At 68.0% G+C, this 18543-nt stretch carries 17 protein-coding genes and 1 riboswitch; all 17 genes read right to left on the bottom strand.

What is annotated here, in order from left to right; genetic code table 11:
- Nucleotides 1-312: 312 nt before the first annotated feature.
- The gene (gene metF / locus RZR99_RS09135; RefSeq protein WP_323119424.1) at nucleotides 313-1143 is read right to left on the bottom strand and encodes a methylenetetrahydrofolate reductase [NAD(P)H]; all 831 of its coding nucleotides are present in this window, start codon (nucleotides 1141-1143) and stop codon (nucleotides 313-315) included.
- 18 nt (nucleotides 1144-1161) lie between these two features.
- A complete protein-coding gene (locus RZR99_RS09130) occupies nucleotides 1162-1515 on the bottom strand; it encodes a phage holin family protein (protein WP_323119423.1) in 354 nt (117 codons plus the stop codon).
- Between the two features lie 152 nt (nucleotides 1516-1667).
- A complete protein-coding gene (gene ahcY / locus RZR99_RS09125; protein WP_323119422.1) occupies nucleotides 1668-3089 on the bottom strand; it encodes an adenosylhomocysteinase in 1422 nt (473 codons plus the stop codon).
- A gap of 32 nt (nucleotides 3090-3121) precedes the next feature.
- Nucleotides 3122-3250, bottom strand: a riboswitch (S-adenosyl-L-homocysteine riboswitch).
- Nucleotides 3251-3326: 76 nt separating this feature from the next.
- Entirely contained in the window at nucleotides 3327-4058 is a 732-nt protein-coding gene (locus tag RZR99_RS09120) for an RNA polymerase sigma factor FliA (RefSeq protein WP_323119421.1), read from the bottom strand.
- A gap of 53 nt (nucleotides 4059-4111) precedes the next feature.
- Complete coding sequence (locus RZR99_RS09115) at nucleotides 4112-4924, bottom strand: MinD/ParA family ATP-binding protein (RefSeq protein WP_323119420.1); 813 nt, start codon at nucleotides 4922-4924, stop codon at nucleotides 4112-4114.
- The gene (gene flhF, locus RZR99_RS09110; RefSeq protein WP_323119419.1) at nucleotides 4917-6473 is read right to left on the bottom strand and encodes a flagellar biosynthesis protein FlhF; all 1557 of its coding nucleotides are present in this window, start codon (nucleotides 6471-6473) and stop codon (nucleotides 4917-4919) included. Before flhF ends, RZR99_RS09115 begins: the two co-directional genes overlap by 8 nt.
- Nucleotides 6470-8572 carry a flagellar biosynthesis protein FlhA gene (gene flhA / locus RZR99_RS09105; RefSeq protein ID WP_323119418.1) on the bottom strand — a complete coding sequence of 701 codons (2103 nt, stop codon included), beginning with the start codon at nucleotides 8570-8572 and terminating at the stop codon, nucleotides 6470-6472. Before flhA ends, flhF begins: the two co-directional genes overlap by 4 nt.
- A complete protein-coding gene (gene flhB / locus RZR99_RS09100) occupies nucleotides 8569-9777 on the bottom strand; it encodes a flagellar biosynthesis protein FlhB (protein WP_323119417.1) in 1209 nt (402 codons plus the stop codon). The genes flhA and flhB overlap by 4 nt, the downstream gene beginning before the upstream one ends.
- Nucleotides 9778-10141: 364 nt before the next feature.
- Entirely contained in the window at nucleotides 10142-11413 is a 1272-nt protein-coding gene (locus RZR99_RS09095; RefSeq protein ID WP_323119416.1) for a DUF3443 domain-containing protein, read from the bottom strand.
- Between the two features lie 16 nt (nucleotides 11414-11429).
- Nucleotides 11430-11900, bottom strand: a complete 471-nt coding sequence (locus tag RZR99_RS09090) for a DUF2844 domain-containing protein (protein WP_407655424.1) — start codon at nucleotides 11898-11900, stop codon at nucleotides 11430-11432.
- 233 nt (nucleotides 11901-12133) lie between these two features.
- Entirely contained in the window at nucleotides 12134-12868 is a 735-nt protein-coding gene (gene cheZ / locus RZR99_RS09085; RefSeq protein ID WP_323119414.1) for a protein phosphatase CheZ, read from the bottom strand.
- Nucleotide 12869: 1 nt separating this feature from the next.
- Nucleotides 12870-13265, bottom strand: a complete 396-nt coding sequence (gene cheY, locus RZR99_RS09080) for a chemotaxis response regulator CheY (RefSeq protein WP_323119413.1) — start codon at nucleotides 13263-13265, stop codon at nucleotides 12870-12872.
- Between the two features lie 67 nt (nucleotides 13266-13332).
- Complete coding sequence (locus tag RZR99_RS09075) at nucleotides 13333-14430, bottom strand: protein-glutamate methylesterase/protein-glutamine glutaminase (protein ID WP_323119412.1); 1098 nt, start codon at nucleotides 14428-14430, stop codon at nucleotides 13333-13335.
- Nucleotides 14427-15131 (bottom strand): chemoreceptor glutamine deamidase CheD, encoded by a 705-nt coding sequence (gene cheD, locus RZR99_RS09070; protein ID WP_323119411.1) that lies wholly within the window; start codon nucleotides 15129-15131, stop codon nucleotides 14427-14429. Before cheD ends, RZR99_RS09075 begins: the two co-directional genes overlap by 4 nt.
- Nucleotides 15128-16075: a CheR family methyltransferase gene (locus RZR99_RS09065; RefSeq protein WP_323119410.1), complete on the bottom strand. Its 948-nt coding sequence runs from the start codon at nucleotides 16073-16075 to the stop codon at nucleotides 15128-15130. The genes cheD and RZR99_RS09065 overlap by 4 nt, the downstream gene beginning before the upstream one ends.
- Nucleotides 16076-16078: 3 nt before the next feature.
- Nucleotides 16079-17962: a methyl-accepting chemotaxis protein gene (locus RZR99_RS09060; RefSeq protein ID WP_323119409.1), complete on the bottom strand. Its 1884-nt coding sequence runs from the start codon at nucleotides 17960-17962 to the stop codon at nucleotides 16079-16081.
- Nucleotides 17963-17994: 32 nt separating this feature from the next.
- On the bottom strand, nucleotides 17995-18525 hold the full coding sequence (gene cheW, locus RZR99_RS09055) for a chemotaxis protein CheW (RefSeq protein WP_323119408.1): 531 nt from the start codon (nucleotides 18523-18525) through the stop codon (nucleotides 17995-17997).
- Between the last annotated feature and the right edge of the window lie 18 nt (nucleotides 18526-18543).

Below are 18543 nucleotides of genomic sequence, written 5' to 3'. Positions count from 1 at the left end.
GTGCCCGGTTGATCCGGCGCAATCGGCATGCCCCGTCCGTCCGGCGCGCCCCCCGTTCCGACAAGGCCAGGGCACCCTGGAGATGCCGTCCGGGAGAGCACGCCGAAGTCCGGCATCGGGGATCATCGAATCCGAATCGCCGTCGCCGGGCTGACGCGCCCTCCGCCACGGCCCGGGAATACAAGCGCGATCGGGCTCCTCTCGTCCCGCCCCACGTCGCGCGCATCAGGCACGCGCGAAAAAAAAGGCGAGCCAGGCTCGCCTCGTTGCGGCATCGTGCGGACCGGGGCCGCCCCGGGGCCGCGTCGGTCGCTACACACCCAGCCGTTCGCACACGGCCTTGGTCGCCACCGCGCTGTTCAGCGTGTAGAAGTGCAGCCCCGGCACGCCCGCGTCGATCAGGCGCCGGCACAGCCCGGTCACGACATCGGCGCCGAACGCGCGGATCGAGTCCTTGTCGTCGCCGAAGCTTTCGAGCCGGCGCGCCACCCAGCGCGGCACTTCCGCACCGCACATCTCCGAGAAGCGCATCAGCTGCGAGAAATTCGTGATCGGCATGATGCCCGGCACGATCGGTACGTCGACGCCGAGCTTCTTCGCGTCGTCGACGAAGCGGAAATACGCATCCGCATTGAAGAAATACTGCGTGATCGCCGAATTCGCCCCCGCCTTCACCTTGCGCGCGAAGTTCTCCAGATCGTGTTTCGGCGAACGTGCCTGCGGGTGGTATTCCGGGTACGCGGCCACTTCGATCCGGAACCAGTCGCCGTGCTCGGCGCGGATGAAGGCGACGAGTTCCGACGCATAGCGCAGCTCGCCCACCTCGCCCATCCCGGACGGCAGGTCGCCGCGCAGCGCGACGATATGGCGGATGCCGTGCGAACGGTATTGGTCGAGAATCGCCCGCAGGCTGTCCTTCGACGAGCCCACGCACGACAGGTGAGGCGCCGCTTCGAGACCGCTCTTCTGCATGTCGAGCACCGTGTCGAGCGTGCCCTGCTGCGTCGAGCCGCCCGCGCCGAACGTCACGGAGAAGAACTTCGGCTTCAGCGTCAGCAGCTGCGCCCGCGTCGCGCGCAGCTTGTCGACGCCGTCCGCCGTCTTGGGCGGAAAGAATTCAAAGGAAAGTTCGATCGGATTCATGATTCGGGAAGATCCTGTTCAGCCGAGATTGCGTTGGCCGAAAATCAGGGCGGACAGCAGCCACGACACGATGCTGTACAGAATCGAGCCGAAGAACGCGGACCAGAATCCCGATACCTCGAAGCCTTTCAGCAGCGACGAGGCAAACCAGAAGCACAGCGCATTCACGACCAGAATGAACAGCCCGAGCGTGACGATCGTCACGGGCAGCGTCAGCAGGATCAGCACCGGCCGGATGATCGTGTTGATCAGGCCGAGCACGACCGCGACGATCAGCGCGGTGCCGAAACTCTTGATGTGAATCGACGGCACCAGGTACGTGATGATGAGCAATGCCAGCGCATTGACGATCCAGCTCAGGATGACGGTCATGAAAAGCTCCTAGTGCGGTTGAGGCTCAGGCCGCGCACGGCCGCCCTGGCGGCAAGCGGCGCGCGGGCGCACGGGCGGCCCGCCGCGCGGCCGGGCGAACCCGGTCTGCCGCGGCAAAGCCGCCCGGCGCCCGCGCGCCGGACGCTACCTGATTAATAGCGATAGTGATCCGGCTTGAACGGACCGTCCTTCGACACGCCGATGTAGTCGGCCTGTTCGGTCGACAGCACCGACAGCTGCACGCCGATGCGCTCGAGGTGCAGGCGGGCAACCTTCTCGTCCAGATGCTTCGGCAGCACGTACACCTTGTTCTCGTACTGATTGCCGCGCACGAACAGTTCGATCTGGGCGAGCGTCTGGTTCGCGAACGAGTTCGACATCACGAACGACGGGTGGCCGGTCGCGCAGCCGAGGTTCACGAGGCGCCCTTCCGCCAGCAGGATCACGCGCTTGCCGTCCGGGAAGATGATGTGGTCAACCTGCGGCTTGATGTTTTCCCACTGGTACTGGCGGGTGGACGCGACGTCGATTTCGGAGTCGAAGTGACCGATGTTGCAGACGATCGCGTTGTTGCGCATCGCCTTCATGTGGTCATGGTTGATCACGTGGTAGTTGCCGGTCGCCGACACGAAGATGTCGGCCTTGTCGGCCGCGTACTCCATCGTCACGACGCGGTAGCCTTCCATCGCCGCCTGCAGCGCGCAGATCGGATCGATTTCGGTGACCCACACCGTCGCGCCCAGGCCGCGCAGCGACTGCGCGCAACCCTTGCCCACGTCGCCGTAGCCGGCAACCACCGCCACCTTGCCCGCGATCATCACGTCGGTCGCGCGCTTGATGCCGTCGACGAGCGATTCGCGGCAGCCGTACAGGTTGTCGAACTTCGACTTCGTGACCGAATCGTTGACGTTGAACGCCGGGAACGGCAGGCGGCCGTCCTTTTCCATCTGGTACAGGCGGTGCACGCCCGTCGTGGTTTCTTCCGTCACGCCCTTGATGTGCGCGAGACGCTTCGAGTACCAGCTGCCGTCGATCTCGAGGTGGCGGGCGATCGCCTTGTAGAGCGCCACTTCTTCTTCGTTGGCCGGCTTGGCGATCACCGAGCGGTCCTTCTCGGCCTTCGCGCCCAGGATCAGCAGCAGCGTGGCATCGCCGCCGTCGTCGAGGATCATGTTGGCGAACTCGCCGTTCGGCCATTCGAAGATGCGGTGCGAGAATTCCCAGTACTCGTCGAGCGACTCGCCCTTGAACGCGAACACCGGCGTGCCGGCTTCGACGATCGCGGCGGCCGCGTGATCCTGCGTCGAGAAGATGTTGCACGACGCCCAACGCACGTCGGCGCCGAGCGCCTTCAGCGTTTCGATCAGGACGCCCGTCTGGATCGTCATGTGGAGCGAACCGGCAATGCGCGCGCCCTTCAGCGGCTGCTGCGCCTTGTATTCGTCGCGGATCTGCACGAGGCCGGGCATTTCGGTCTCGGCGATGTTCAGTTCCTTGCGGCCCCAGGCGGCCAGCGCCAGGTCGGCGACAACGTAATCTTGCGAGGAAATGGAATCGATGACTGCGGCGTTCATCACGCCCTCCTTTCTAAAAAAGTTCTAGAAATGTGACGTGAGCGCCGTTCAGAAAGCGGCCGGTGCGCGCACTCGGGTTCGTGCCCCGGGGCCCGCGCGGCCGCTCATTGAAAGCTTCCGAGCCTGGCGGGACTGAGCCCGTCGCAACGCTCCTCGGAAACGAAGGGTGGATTGTAGCAAATAGAAGCGAAGATTTCCTGACTGTATCGGGCAACGATTCGCCCGGGGCCCGGCCGCTCAGTGCTCCGCGCCGACCCAGGCCTGCTCGCGCAGCCGCGCCCGCAGTCGCGCCACCGCCTGGCTGTGCAACTGGCAGACCCGCGACTCGCTGACCTCGAGCACCGCGCCGATCTCTCGAAGATTCAGACCCCTTTCGTAGTACAGCGACATCAGCAGTTTCTCGCGCTCCGGCAGCCGCTCGATCGCCTCGATCAGCGCGTTGCGCAGGTGATCGTCGAGCAGCGCCGACAGCGGATCGGAATGATCGACGCGGTAGCGGTCGAGGAACGGTTCGTCGTCGGCCGAGCGGTCGAAATCCTCGTAATAGATCAGTTGGCTGCCGTGCAGGTCCTGCAGCATCGACTGGTATTCGTCGAGCGGCATCTGCATGTGCGTGGCGATTTCGGTTTCGCTCGCCGGGCGGCCGAGCTGCTGCTCGATCTGGTGAACCGCATGCTCGACCTCGCGCGACGTCTTGCGCAGGCTGCGCGGCAGCCAGTCGTTGCTGCGCAGTTCGTCGAGCATCGCGCCCCGGATCCGCTGGGTCGCATAGGTTTCGAACTGCGCCCCCTGGTCTTCCTTGTAGCGGCCCGCCGCGTCGAGCAGGCCGATCATGCCGGCCTGGATCAGGTCGTCGAGATCCACGCTCGCCGGCATCTTGGCGACGAGCTGCAGCCCCAGCCGGCGCACCAGCGGCGCGTACTGCGCCAGCACCTCGTCCTGGGAGATCTTTCCTTGAGCGTTGTACATCGTGCCCTCTCTTAGCTGGGATCTGTTTCCACGTGGAAGCAGACCCTTGGCGTTCAGGCGGCTTGCGCCGCACCCCGTTCAAACGCCGAACTTCCTGTTCGGGCCCGGCCCGCGCCCGGACCCGGACGCAACGGCCAATACAGCAGATCGGCGGCGATCTGCCGGTAATCCCGCGCCGCCGCCGCCGACGGAAACGCGTCCACCACGGTGCGCACCAGCTCGCGCGCATGCTCGATCAGCGGATCGACCGTCACGCAGCCGGCCTCCGACAGCGACACCGTCAGGTAGCGGCTCGCGACCCCCGCGAGGTTGTCGTAGGCGGCTTTCGCATCCGCGCGGTTCTGCACGTGGTTCATCAGCACCCGGAACTGTCCGAGCGCGTGCGCATAGTGCAGCCGCTTCATGCACGCATAGGCCTCGGTGATCGCCTGCGCGGCCACCCGCGTGACGATCAGCACGTCGTGCGCGTCGCGCGCGAGCGGCGAAAACGCCCCGTGCGAATCGAGCTGCGTATCGACCAGCACGATGTCCGCGACGCCGTCGAGCAGCGCGGCGGGCGCGACGTCGCGATAGCCCGAGCGCGCGAGCCGCGATGCCGCCAGCACCGAGAAACCGAGGTCGTGGCGCACCGCCTCGCCCTCGCGCAGCCAGGCGCCGCACCAGGTCGCGGCCACCGAATGGACGTCGGCGCGCTCGTCGACCACGAGCACGTCCTTGCCGAGCGCCGCGAGCGCGGCGGCCAGGTTCACTACCGACGATGTGCAGCCGACCCCCGCCGGGCCGCCCGTCACCGCGACGACGCGCGACGAGCGGCCGGCGAGCAGACGCCGCAAGCCTTCAGCCTGATCGGTTATGCGTTTATCCAAATCGAACCTCATGCAGCTCGGCGCTCGAGCGTGCGGTCAGCGCGGACAGCAGCGCCGGCAGGTCTTCGTCGTGCGGCACGAAGGGCGAGCCGTCGCGCGGTACGCAGAACGCGCTCTTCAGCAGGAATTTGCGGGTGGCGACGTACAGGTTCTCCGGCACCTTCTGGCCGGTCGACACGTAGTGGACCGGCAGCTTGTAGCGGATCACGGTGTCGAGCACGCCGCCCAGGTTGGTCGCCTCGTCCAGCTTGGTCAGGATGCAGCCGGCCAGATCGGGCTGGCCCGCGGCGCTGCGGTACGCCTGCACGACTTCGTTCAGCGTGTCGCCGTGGCTCGTCGCATTCAGCAGCAGCAGGCGCTGCACCGGCGTATCGGCGCCGTGCAGCATCGCGATCTGGTCGGATACCGTGCGGTCGCGCTGGCTCATGCCGATCGTGTCGATCAGCACGATGTGCTTGTTGCGCAGCTCGGTCAGCGCGAGCTGCAGGTCGCCGCCGTCCTTCACCGCGTGCACCGGCACGCCGAGGATCTTGCCGAAGATGCGCAGCTGCTCGTGGCCGCCGATCCGGTAGCTGTCGGTCGTGAGGAGCGCCACCTTGCTCGCGCCGAAGCGCATCACGCAGCGCGCCGCCAGCTTCGCGGTGGTGGTGGTCTTGCCGACGCCCGTCGGGCCCATCAGCGCGAACACGCCGCCGCGCTCCATCAGCGCGTCCTCGCTCTCGAGCACCGGCAGGTTCGACGCGAGCACCGTCTGCGCCCAGTCGGCCGCCGCGTCGAAGCGCTCGCCCGCGCCGTCCTCGGGCAGGTTGTCGACGATCATCCGCACCAGCTGCGCGGAGAAACCCGCCGCGAACAGGTGCTTGGTCAGCGCGCCGTGCACGGGATTGCGGCGCTGCCGGTCGTTCCACATCAGCCCGGCGAACTGCTCTTCCATCATGCCGCGCAGCGCGCTCAGCTCATGCATCACGGTTTCGTTGACGATCCGCTCGATGCGCGCCTTCACCGCGTCGGCCACCGCCGCCGCCGTGTCGTCCGCCGGCCGGACGGCCGGCTTGCGCGGCGGTTCGGCCGCGCCGCGCGACGCGGCGGCATCCGGCACCCGGCGAGCGACGTTGCGCACGATGTCGCGCGCCCATTCGGGCGACGGCGAGGCGGCGGGTTCGGCGACGGGCGCCGCGCGCGGGCGCGCGACCAACTCGTCGTGCTGCTTCGTGAGGCGCTTCGCATGCTCGACGAGCCACGGCGCGGGTTCCGACGCGGCCGCCGGTTCGGCTTCGACGCTCGCGCCGAACACCGACGAAAACACATCGGGCATCCCGCCGTTCGCGTACGGATTCGCGACCGGGCGCGCGGCGTCGCCGCCCGTCGCCCCCTGCGCGGCGGCCGGCGGCGCGATGGCCGCCAGTTCGGCATCCGCGAGCGCGACGATCTCCACGCTGCCGTCGTCGAGCGTGCGATTCGACAGCACGACGGCGTCGGCGCCCAGCGCCTCGCGCACCAGGCGCAGCGCGTCGCGGCTCGTAGGCCCGGTGAATTTGCGGATGTTCAAGCGTTACCCCCGATGACATTGACGACCTTGATCGTGCGGGTGTCCGGCACTTCGGCGTAGGACAGCACTTTCAATTGCGGAAGGCTGCGCCGCAGGAAGCGCGCGAGCATCGCGCGCAGCGCATGCTGCACGAGCAGCACGGGCGGCAGCCCCAGATTCTGTTGACGCAGCATCGCTTCCTGCGTGCCGACGAGCAGCGTGTGCGCGAGGCCCGGCTCGAGGCCCGGATTCGCGCCCGTCGCGAGCGCCTGCGACAGCACCCGTTCGAGATTCGCGTCGAGCCCCATCACCTGCATTTCGCCGGAGCCCGGGAACCACTGCTGGGTAATCGCGCGGCCGAGCGCGAGCCGCACGGCGGCGGTCAGGTCGTACGCGTCGGTGAGACGGCCGGCCTGTTCCGAGACGGCCTCGATGATGGTGCGCATATCGCGGATCGGCACCCCTTCGTCGAGCAGGTTCTGCAGGACTTTCTGCAGCGTCGTGATCGAGAGGGTCTTCGGCACCAGATCCTCGATGAGCGACGGCGCATCCTTGCCGGTGCGCTCCAGCAGCGCCTGCACTTCCTGGCGGCCGAGCAGTTCGGCCGCATGCTGAACGACCAGGTGGTTCAGATGCGTCGCGACCACGGTGCTCGCGTCGACCACCGTGTAGCCGTACACCTGCGCCTGCTCGCGCAGCGTGGTGTCGATCCAGATCGCGGGCAGGCCGAATGCGGGATCCTGGGTCGGCGTGCCCGGCAGCGCGGCCGTCACCTGGCCCGGGTTGATCGCGAGCCACTGGCCCGGATACGCCTCGCCGATCCCGACCTCGACGCCCTTGAGCGCGATCCGGTAATTGTTCGGCCGCAGTTCGAGGTTGTCGCGGATATGGATCACGGGCGGCAGGAAGCCGATTTCCTGCGCGAATTTCTTGCGGATGCTCTTGATGCGCTTGAGCAGCTCGCCGTCGGAGTTCTTGTCGACCAGCGGGATCAGCCGGTAGCCGACTTCGAGCCCGAGCGTGTCGATCAGCGTCACGTCTTCCCAGGTCGCCTCGTGGCTGTCCGCCGGCAGCGCGGCGGGCGGCGCGATCTCGGTGACGATGCCGGCCGCCTTGCGCGCGGCCTCGCGCCGGCTCATCGTGCGCGACAGCCAGATCGACGCGCCGCCGAGCAGCAGGAACGCGAAGTGCGGCATGTTCGGGATCAGCCCGATCATCCCGATGATCGTGCCGGTGATCATCAGCACGCGCGGGTTCGTGAACAGCTGGCCGGTGATCTGCGTGCCGATGTCCTCGTCGGTCGCGACGCGCGACACGATCACGCCCGCCGCCGTCGAGATCACGAGCGACGGGATCTGCGCGACGAGCCCGTCGCCGATCGTGAGCAGCGTGTAGTTCTTGCCGGCCGCCGCGAAGCTCATGTCGTGCTGGAGCATCCCGACGATCAGGCCGCCGATCACGTTGATCGCCATGATGATGAGGCCCGCGATCGCGTCGCCGCGCACGAACTTCGACGCGCCGTCCATCGAGCCGTAGAACTCGGCTTCCTGCGCGACCGCGGTGCGGCGCTTGCGCGCCTGTTCCTCGTTGATGAGGCCCGCGTTCAGGTCGGCGTCGATCGCCATCTGCTTGCCGGGCATCGCGTCGAGCGTGAAGCGCGCGGACACTTCGGCGATCCGTCCCGCGCCCTTCGTGATCACCATGAAGTTGATGATCATCAGGATCACGAACACGACGATCCCGACCGCGAAGTTGCCGCCGACCAGGAAGTGGCCGAACGCCTCGATCACCTGGCCCGCCGCGTCGGGGCCGGTGTGGCCTTCGAGCAGCACGACCCGGGTCGACGCGACGTTCAGCGACAGCCGCAGCAGCGTCGAGAACAGCAGCACGCTCGGGAACGCGGCGAAATCGAGCGGCTTCATCGTGTACATGCTGACGAGCAGCACCATCACGGACAAGGCGATGTTGAACGTGAACAGCAGATCCAGCAGCAGCGGCGGCAACGGCAGGATCATCATGCCGAGGATCATGCAGATCAGGATCGGACCGGCGAGCGCGCGCAGGTTCGCGCTGTCGAACATCTGCGCGCGTTTTCCGAGCAGACCGGCGGGCATGTTCATGCTGCGGCCCCCCGGCTGTCACGGACGCCGAGCGCGTCGGCGGCTTCCTCGCGCTCGGCGTCCGGCGCCACGCCGGCGCCCTTGTCGAGCTCCGCGGGCACCTCGAGGTCGACCGGCGCCTCCGGCGCGACCCCGCCTTCTTCCTGGAAGCGCTTCAGCTGGTACACCCACGCCAGCACTTCCGCGACCGCCGAATACAGCGGACCGGGGATCTCGCGTTCGAGATCGACGTTGTGATACAGCGCCCGCGCGAGCGGCGGCGCCTCGAGCAGCGGCACGTGGTGCTCGGCCGCCAGTTCGCGGATGCGGGCGGCGACGAGGTTCACCCCCTTCGCGACCACCTTCGGGGCGCGCATCTCGCCGTCGGTGTACTTGAGCGCGACCGCGAAATGGGTCGGGTTCGTGACGACCACGTCGGCCGTCGGCACGCTCGACATCATCCGGCGCCGCGCGAGCGCACGCTGCTGCGCGCGGATCCGCCCCTTCACGTGCGGATCGCCTTCGTTTTCGCGGTGTTCGCGCTTCACTTCTTCCTTCGTCATGCGCAGCTTCTTGTTGTACTGCCAGAGTTGGTACGGCACGTCGAGCCCGGCGACGACCAGCATCCCGGCCACCGTCATCCCGCAGCACACCGCGATGAGATGCAGCGCGTCGGCAAGCGCGACGTCGAGCGGCTGGATCGCGAGGCCGAGCAGTTCGTCCTTGCTGCGCCAGATCGCGACGCCGCCGATCCCGCCGACGACCAGCGTCTTGGCGAGCGACATGCCGAGCTGGATCGGGCCCTGGATCGAGAACATCCGGCCGAGCCCGGTCAGCGGATTCAGGCGGTCGAACTTCAGTTCGAGCGTCTTCGACGACACGAGCCAGCCGCCGAGCGCCATCGGCGCGAGCAGCGCGGCCAGACCCGTCAGCGCCAGCACGGGCGCCAGCGCGTAGAAACCTTCCAGGCTCGCCTGGCCGGCGCCGGACAGCATCCGGTGCGTGTCGAACGCACTCGCCCGGTTGAACGTGAACGACGCGCGCAGCATCGTCTGCAGGTGCTCGCCGATCGGCCCCGCCATCATCCAGGCGCCGTAGAAGCCCGCCGAGAGCAGAGCGAACGAAGCCAGCTCGCGCGAACGCGCGACCTGCCCCTCCTCGCGCGCCTTTTCGCGGCGCCTGGGAGTGGCGGCTTCGGTCTTCTCGAGATCGCTCTCCTCTGCCACGGCACCTCCGGTCGGACGCGGCGGGATGCCGCTTTCCAGTGACACCGATTATTCCCGGAGGGGTCAAGCGGCGATCGGTCGAGGAAAGCGGGGAAAGGGGGGTATTTCTGGGAATCGGACGGACGGCGCGGCCAACGGCCGGGCGCACTGCGGGAAGGGAGGCGCGCGAGGATGCGGCGTTGGCGGGACACCGGACGAGAGCGCGGTGCGGCGCGCGGAAAACCGGGCGGCGCCAAGCCGCGGCGGCCGGTGGCCGAGGCGGGTCACAGTGTCCCGGCGGGCCTGATTTCAGTCGCCCGGCTGCGCCAACGAAAAAGGGCGCGATTTCTCGCGCCCTTGCCGGGTCGGACCGGACGCCGAAGCGTCAGAACGCTACGTAGGGCGTCTGTCCGTTGGCGGTGCTCGTCAGGTCCATCCCGAAGTACAGGGTCCGCCCATAGAAGTGCGGCAGACCGAAATCGAGCGTGCGCGTGTTGCCGAACGGTCCGGCGAGATTGGCGAGCGCGTAGCCGCCGCCGTTGAACAGCGCGTTGGCGTTCGCGACCGTGATCGGCAAGGTCGCCTGCGTGTTGTTCAACCCGGTGACGGTGGCCGTCATCGACGTGGTGCCCGACGGGCAGTAGAACGACGCGTTGCCGCTGCAGATCGGCAGCGTGGGGCTCGACGACGAGCCGAAGAAGTACGCGTTCGACCCGGTATCGAAGAACGCCGTGCTCATCGTGCGGCCGTTGAGGGTACCCGTTACGTCGCCCGCCGTGGTCGACTGGAGCACCGTCAACCCGCCGAGCGCGGAACTGCTGATCCCGAAGGTGAGCGTGCCGCTCGCGGTCCCGCCCGACGGCGTGCCCATCGCGACGATCACGCCGTTGTTGTTGGTCGGGAACTGCGGCACCGGATTCGCGACTTGCTGCGCGAGCGTCACCGTCGTGGCCTGGCACGAGGCATTGCCGTTCGGGCAGGAGTAGTAGCTGCCGAACGCGGTGGACGCCACGCAGCTCGCGCCGCAGTCGTAGGGCGCCGGCCCGATGCCGAGAATGCCGTTGGCGCCGAGCGCCTGCGCGGTGCTCGCCGAGCTCAGGCTGCCGTTGTTCGTGCAGTTCGACGGCACGTTGCCGGTGCCGAGGTCGCCGATCAGCTGGATCGGCAGCGAACTGGCCACCTGGCCGCCGATCTTCACGTCGGCGGTGCGCACGGAACCCCACGTATAGCTCGACACGAACTTGCCGCATTCGGCGAGCTGGCCGCCGTTGTTCGCGGAGGTCGTGGGCAGGTTGCCCACCACGCCACCGGCCGCCGATGCGACGATCCGCACCCCGTACGACGCGGTATCGACCAGCACGTTGGGAATCGTCTGGCAGGTGGACGAACCGGGCGCGCAGAGCGTCACGCTGACGGTCGGCATGTTGACGACGTTCGCGATGCCCGCGTTGACGGAGATCGCAACCTGGTTCGAGCCGTTGCCGCCGGCGCTGCCGTTGCCGCCGCCCATCGAGGTGTCGCCGGTGCCGGTGCCGGTGTTGATCGTGGCGCTCGGGCTGTTGCCGTCGCCGCCGCCGCAGGCCGCGACGAGAACCGTCGTGGCGACCGCCAGGCCCAGCGTGCCGAGCCAGCGGGTCAGAGTGTGATTGAGGCGCAAAGTGGGTCTCCCGCTGTCACTGGATGTCATCGTCGGTGAAGCCCGCCGGCAGCGCCTGCGGAAGCCACGCCTGCCCGGAGAACGAACCCATGTGGCCACCCGTGTGCACGACGAGGTTGTCCGCATCGACGGCGACCGGGGCGCGCACGCCATGGACCAGATGGGTCGCCTGGACGCCGGCGACGTACTGCGGGAAATAGGTACCGAGCAGATCGGAGAGATCGGGCACCACCGGACCGCGCCAGGAGATCGCGAACACCGTGCCCGCGCTCGACAGATACTCGCGCACCACCGTGCCCGAGCCGAGCGTGGTTTCGCGCACCGTGTAGTTGGCGGCGGCGGGGGCCGCGCCGCCTGCCAGCCGCTGGCTGCTTTGCATCGAACGCTGCAGCGTGCGCACTTGCTTGACGGTATCCGTGGCGGGCGCGCCCATCGGCGTGCCGCCGAGGGCCGCTTGCGCCGGTCCGGCGCACCACGCGCCCAGCATGCCGGCCGCCGCGAACGCGGCGATCCGGCCAAGTCGAATCGATTTCACGACATCCCCCTCGAATTCAGGCCATGTTCCAACGGCGGGCAACCGCGTGCCTGAGTCTCCGCCGATGCATATTGAAAGCAAAAAGAAAGCTATCGAATCAACTGCTCATCCGGATGCGTAGTATGCCTGGGGCAGATGCCAAAAACCAACCGGCATCGCGCGCACCCGTTTCAAACCGTAACAATTCAGAAACCGAGACTGGCGAGCAGGTCGTCGACCTGTGCCTGATCCTGCACCACGTCCGTCTTGCCTTCCGGATTGATTTGGGGACCGTTCAGCAGCGCCTCGGGGCTGCCGGTGCTGCTCATGCCCTGCTCGGCCGCCAGCGCGGCGGCCGTCGCCGCGAACTGCTCGCGGCGCTCGGGCGCGATGTTCTCGATCAGCACGCCGAGCAGTTGCTGTTCGATCAAGTACACCATTTCCATGATCTTCTTGATCACCTGCCCGGTCAGATCCTGAAAGTCCTGCGCCAGCATGATCTCGAGCAGTTGCTCGTTGGTCGCGCCCGTCGCCTTCGGCAGCGCGCGCAGGAACGCGCGGGTGTCGTCCATCAGCTCGCGGACTTCCGCGCGCTCGATCGGCGTTTCGTACCACTTCGCCCAGCGCGCATCGAGCGCCTCGGCCTCGCCCTGCAGCTGGGTCTGAACCGGTTTCGCGATTTCGATCGCGGTGAGCACGCGCTCCGCCGCCTGCTCGGTCATCGCGACCACGTAGCGCAGCCGGTCGCGGGCGTCGGGCACCACCTCGGCCGCCTTCTCGACATGCTTGTCGAGCCCCAGCTCGCGCATCGAATCGCGCAGCGTGCGGGTCAGCTGGCCGATGCGGGCAAGAATCCGGTCGCTCGCCAGATCGGCGGCGTCGGCGTGGCAGTCCTCGGCGAAACCCGCCTCGGCGAGCGCCGCGTTGATCGGCTCGTTCACGTCAGCTCCCGGCTTTGGCCATCTTTTCGAGGATCTTGTTCACCTTTTCGTCGAGCGTCGCCGCCGTGAACGGCTTCACCACATAGCCGCTCGCGCCGGCCTGCGCGGCCGCGATGATGTTTTCCTTCTTCGACTCCGCCGTCACCATCAGCACCGGCAGATGAGTCAGCGCCGCGTCGGCGCGGATTTCCTTCAGCATCGCGAGGCCGTCGAGGTTCGGCATGTTCCAGTCGGAAATCACGAAGTCGTACGCGCCGCTGCGCAGGCGCGACAGGCCCGCGACGCCGTCTTCCGCTTCGTCGACGTTCGAATAGCCCAGCTCCTTCAGCAGGTTGCGGACGATCCGTCGCATCGTCGGAAAATCGTCCACCACCAGAATCTTCATGCTCTTGTCCATCGTTTGTTCCTTTGCAAATTCGTAGCCGGCGCGCGTCCGGTCTGCGCCGCGCGCGCCTTCGCCTGTCCTAGACGCGCTGCACCCGGTCGCCCATCGACGCGAGACGCGCCATGATACGGCGGCTCATGTCGGCGAGCGGTGCAATATCGTCGGCGCCGCCGAGCGCGATCGCCTCGCGCGGCATCCCGAACACCACGCAGCTCGCCTCGTCCTGCGCGAACGTGTAAGCGCCCGAGCGTTTCATTTCCAGCAATCCGGCCGCGCCGTCGCGGCCCATCCCCGTGAGGATCACGCCGACCGCGTTCTTGCCCGCGTGCAGCGCGGCCGACCGGAACAGCACGTCGACCGACGGACGATGGCGATTGACGGGCGGCTCCTCCGACAGGTGCGCGATGTAGTTCGCGCCGCTGCGTGCAAGCAGCAGGTGCGCGTGGCCGGGCGCGATGTACGCATGGCCCGGCAGCACGCGCTCGCCGTGCTCCGCTTCCTTCACCGCGATCCGGCACAGGCCGTTGAGCCGCTGCGCGAACGATTTCGTGAAACCGGGCGGCATGTGCTGCGCGATCAGCACCGCGGGCGCATCGGGGGGCAGCGGCGTCAGCACCTCGCGGATCGCCTCGGTGCCGCCCGTCGACGCGCCGACGATGATCAGCTTCTCGGTACTGACGAGCGGATTGTTGAAGAGCGGCGCGGCCGCGCTGCCCGCCTGGCCCTGCACGGCGGCGGCCGCATGCGGCTGCGGCGCCTGCCGGACCCGGGCGCGCGACGCCGCGCGGATCTTGTCGGCGAGTTTCTCGGCGTAGTCGAGCATGCCGTCGCGGATCCCGACCCGCGGCTTCGTCACGAAATCGACCGCGCCCAGCTCGAGCGCGCGCAGCGTGATTTCCGATCCGCGCTCGGTCAGCGACGACACCATCACCACCGGCATCGGCCGCAGGCGCATCAGCTTCTCGAGAAAATCGAGGCCGTCCATGCGCGGCATTTCGACGTCCAGCGTCAGCACGTCCGGGTTGTGCTGCTTGATGAGTTCGCGCGCCACCAGCGGGTCGGGCGCGGTCGCGCACACCGTCATGTCGGGCTGGCTGTTGATGATCTCCGTCATCAGGCTGCGGATCAATGCCGAATCGTCGACGCACAATACTTTGATTTTCTGCACTGCGTTCATGCCTCCTGCTTTTTCGATACGTTCTGAACGGCGGACTGCGCGCCGAACAACTCGATGCGCGGCTTCGCGGCGGGCTTGCCGGGCGGCGCGAACAGCTCCATGTGCGTGCGCGCCCGGGCGGCCCGCGCCGCGCGGGCGTCGGCGGCCGAACGGGCCAGCGCGGCCTCGCGCTCGGTGACGCCCGGCACCTGCAGACGCAGCTTCTTCACCATCGCCTGGCCGGTGTGCGGCATGAACGCGACCTTGCGCGGATGGACACCCTGCAGATCCTCCGCGGTGATGCGAATCCGTTCGAGCGCCAGGTAGCGGCGCACGAAATCGGCGTTGCGGTCGCCGATGTTGATGGTGGTCATGCCGGCGAGCACCGCCGCGCCGCCGAACACCTTCGCCTCGAAGCGCTCGCGGCGGCCGCCCGCCTTGATCAGCTCGTTGATCAGCACTTCCATCGCGTACGCGCCGTAGCGCATCGATTCCGATGCGGCCGCCGCCGCGTCCGCGCCGTCGTCGGGCAGCATGAAATGATTCATTCCGCCGAGGCCCGCGAACGGATCGTGCAGGCACGCCGCCACGCACGAACCGAGCACGGTCACGAGCACCATGTCGTCGCGGGTCGTGTAGACCTCGTTCGGCAGCAGCTTCACGCCCTGGCGGCGGAAGTGGCTGTCGAAGTACAGATTGGTCGCGATCGGCAGGCCGCTCATCTGACCGCCTCCCGGGCCGGCGCGGCGGCGGCGCGTGCGCGCGACTTCGGCGCCGCGAGGGCGGCGTCGCGCGTCAACGCGTAGACCGTCTGCCCGCGCAGCCGGAACGCCTGGGTCACGTAGGTGAAGTTCTCCGAATGGCCGGCGAACAGCAGGCCGCCCGGCTTCACGAGCGGCTCGAAACGCGCGAGCACCTGCGCCTGGGTCGGCTTGTCGAAATAGATCATCACGTTGCGGCAGAAGATCGCGTCGAACGGCTTGCCGATTCCGTAATCGGCATCGGTCAGGTTCAGCTGTTCGAAGCGGATCATCGCGCGCAGCTCGGGTCGCACCTTCACGCGGCCCGCCTGCGCGCCCGTGCCTTTCAGGAAGAAGCGCTTCAACCGCTCCGGCGCCAGGTGCTTCACCTGGTCGAAGGTGTAGATGCCCGCTTCCGCCCGCGCGAGCACCTGGGTGTCGAGATCGGTCGCGAGCACGCTGGCCGAGCGCGCGGCCGAATCGCCGAGCGCCTCGATCAGCGTCATCGCGATCGAGTAGGGCTCCTCGCCGGTCGACGCGGCCGAACACCAGACCGACACCGGCGTGTCGCGCTGCCTGACGAAGTCGGCCAGGATCGGGAAGTGGTGCGCCTCGCGAAAGAACGCGGTCAGGTTGGTGGTGAGCGCGTTGGTGAACGCTTCCCACTCGAGCGGATCGTCCTCCTGCTCGAGCAGGTCGAGGTAATGCCGGAAACTGTCGAGGCCGCGGGCGCGCAGACGGCGCGCGAGACGGCTGTACGCCATGTCGCGCTTGTGTTCGGACAACGAGATCCCGGCTCGGCGATGGATCAGCGCACGGATGCGCGAAAAGTCGGCGGCCGTGAAATCGAAATCGCGTCCGGGGTCTCCCGCCCGCTGCGGCGGTTCGGGGACATCGACACGGAGAGCGGCGCGCGCGGGCGTCATGGCTTAGAAGGTCTCCCAGTCGTCGTCGGACGACGCCGCGACGGCGAGCGCCGGCTTGGGATCGCCCGACAGCGCCGGGCGCTTCAGCGCGGATTTCGCCGGCGCGGGGGCCGCCGCCTTCGCGGCGCTCGCGCGAGGCGCGGGAGCCGGCGCAGCCTTCGCGAGCTTCGGCGCATAGGCGGACGGCGCCTTCGGTTCGGCGGCCGGCAGCGCGGCGGGTTTCGCCGGCCGGGGCGGCGCCGGCGGGCGCGGCAGCGCGGCGGCGGGCGCGGCAAGCGCGGGCGCCGGCCTCGTCAGTGCCGGCGCAGCCGGCACAGCGGCGGACGCGATGCCACCCTCGACGCGCCAGGCGAGCACCACGCTCTTCAGTTGCCGCGTCTGTTCCTCGAGCGACGCCGCGGCCGCGGCCGCCTGCTCGACCAGCGCGGCGTTCTGCTGCGTGACGGCATCCATCTGGCCGACCGCGCGATTGACCTGCTCGATGCCCGTCGACTGCTCCTCGGACGCCGCGCTGATCTCGCCCATGATGTCGGTCACGCGGCGCACCGCCTGGACGATCTCGCTCATGGTCGCGCCGGCGCGCTCGACGAGCGCCGAGCCGCTTTGCACCTTGTCCGTCGAATCGCCGATCAGTTGCTTGATTTCCTTCGCGGCCGTCGCGCTGCGCTGCGCGAGCGAACGCACCTCGCCCGCCACCACCGCGAAGCCGCGGCCCTGCTCCCCGGCGCGCGCCGCCTCGACCGCCGCGTTCAGCGCGAGGATGTTGGTCTGGAACGCGATGCCCTCGATCGTGCCGATGATGTCGACGACCTTGCTCGAACTGGTCGCGATGTCCTGCATCGTCACCACCACCTGGCCGACCACCTCGCCGCCCTGGGTCGCGATGTCGGACGCGTTCACCGCGAGCTGGCTCGCCTGCCGCGCGTTCTCCGCGTTCTGGCGCACCGTGCCGGTCAGCTGCTCCATGCTCGACGCCGTCTCCTGCAGCGACGCCGCCTGCTGCTCGGTGCGCTGCGACAGATCGGTATTGCCGCTCGAAATTTCGTGCGCGCCGACGTCGATCGATTCGGTGCCGCGATGCACGGCCTTCACCATCGCGGTGACGGCGTCCTGCATCCGCTTGATGCCGAGGAACAGCCGGCCGATTTCGTTCTTGCTGTAGACGTGAACCGGCTGCGTGAGATCGCCGGCCGAGATCCGCTCGAACTGGGCGATCGCATCGTTGAGCGGCTGCACGATCAGCCCGCGCAACGCGATGCGGATCGCGATCACCACCAGGAACGCCAGCACGATGCCGACGGTGATCAGCGTGATCATCAGCGAGATGCGCGCCTGGGTCGCGTCCTGCCGCGCTTCGGCGCGCTTCTGGTAGACGGCGATCAACGCGGCGGCGGCCTGGTCGTAGGCGACGAACATCGGGCTGATTTTCGTGTCCGCGACCGCGTGATAGGCCGCCATGTCGCCGGCGCGCGCGGCGGCGAACTCCGGCTCGACGCCGTCCTTCGTCACCGCCGCGTAGCGCGCCGACAGCTCGTCCGACAGCGCCTGATCGACGCCGTCCTTCGAGGTGGCCTGGTACGCCTGCCAGTTCTGCACCGATTTCGCGTACAGCTCCTGCGCGCGCGCGAGCACCTTCTGCGCTTCGTCGGCGTTGCCCGCCTCGGTCAGCGTCTTGAAGCGATCGAGCGCGACGCGCGAGCGCAGCAGGTATGACGACGTATCGTCGAGCGTGTGGATCGCCGGCAGGTCGCCGTGCGCGATCGCATCGAGCGAGCGGCTCGCGTGGTGCAGCGCGTACAGGCCAAGCCCGCCGACCGCCGCGGCCAGAAGAACCAGCGTTAACCCGACCGCCGTCAGTGTCGTGCGGATCGACCAGTTGTGCAGCATCGTCAGACTCCCCGTATTTCCGTGCCGCCCCGTTATGCGCTGAGCGTTTCGATCAGCGCCATTTCCCTGCTCGTCATCAGCTTCTCGATGTCCATCAGGATCAGCATGCGGCCGTCGACCGTGCCGAGGCCCGTCAGGTACTCGGTCGTGAGCGTCGCGCCGAATTCCGGCGCCGGCATGATCTGCTCCGTCGACAGCGTCAGCACGTCGGACACGCCGTCGACCACCATCCCGACCACGCGATGCGCGACGTTCAGGATGATCACCACGGTCTGGTGGTCGTACTCGACGCGGCCGAGATGAAACTTGATCCGCATGTCGACGATCGGCACGATGATGCCGCGCAGGTTGATCACGCCCTTGATGAAATCGGGCGCGTTCGCGATCCGGGTCACGCTGTCGTAGCCGCGGATCTCCTGCACCTTCAGGATGTCGATGCCGTATTCTTCGTCGCCGAGCGTGAAGACGAGGAATTCCTGGCCGGCCGCGTCGCCCTGCTGGGTATCGCGGCGGTGGACGGCTGCACTCGCGGCAGCCGGGTTGTTCGTTTGGACTTCGGACACGTTAGCCCCCAGGTCGAT

The organism is Burkholderia alba (genome assembly GCF_034721475.1).
Taxonomy (GTDB): Bacteria; Pseudomonadota; Gammaproteobacteria; order Burkholderiales; family Burkholderiaceae; genus Burkholderia; species Burkholderia alba.
This window is presented reverse-complemented; position numbering and strand designations above follow the sequence as displayed.

Bases quoted from the DNA above. Each gene is read 5' to 3' on its own strand.
- metF (WP_323119424.1), bottom strand. From the start codon at position 1,143: ATGAATCCGATCGAACTTTCCTTTGAATTCTTTCCGCCCAAGACGGCG.
- RZR99_RS09130 (WP_323119423.1), bottom strand. From the start codon at position 1,515: ATGACCGTCATCCTGAGCTGGATCGTCAATGCGCTGGCATTGCTCATC.
- ahcY (WP_323119422.1), bottom strand. From the start codon at position 3,089: ATGAACGCCGCAGTCATCGATTCCATTTCCTCGCAAGATTACGTTGTC.
- RZR99_RS09120 (WP_323119421.1), bottom strand. From the start codon at position 4,058: ATGTACAACGCTCAAGGAAAGATCTCCCAGGACGAGGTGCTGGCGCAG.
- flhA (WP_323119418.1), bottom strand. From the start codon at position 8,572: ATGAACATGCCCGCCGGTCTGCTCGGAAAACGCGCGCAGATGTTCGAC.
- RZR99_RS09090 (WP_407655424.1), bottom strand. From the start codon at position 11,900: ATGCTGGGCGCGTGGTGCGCCGGACCGGCGCAAGCGGCCCTCGGCGGC.
- cheY (WP_323119413.1), bottom strand. From the start codon at position 13,265: ATGGACAAGAGCATGAAGATTCTGGTGGTGGACGATTTTCCGACGATG.
- RZR99_RS09075 (WP_323119412.1), bottom strand. From the start codon at position 14,430: ATGAACGCAGTGCAGAAAATCAAAGTATTGTGCGTCGACGATTCGGCA.
- cheD (WP_323119411.1), bottom strand. From the start codon at position 15,131: ATGAGCGGCCTGCCGATCGCGACCAATCTGTACTTCGACAGCCACTTC.
- RZR99_RS09065 (WP_323119410.1), bottom strand. From the start codon at position 16,075: ATGACGCCCGCGCGCGCCGCTCTCCGTGTCGATGTCCCCGAACCGCCG.
- RZR99_RS09060 (WP_323119409.1), bottom strand. From the start codon at position 17,962: ATGCTGCACAACTGGTCGATCCGCACGACACTGACGGCGGTCGGGTTA.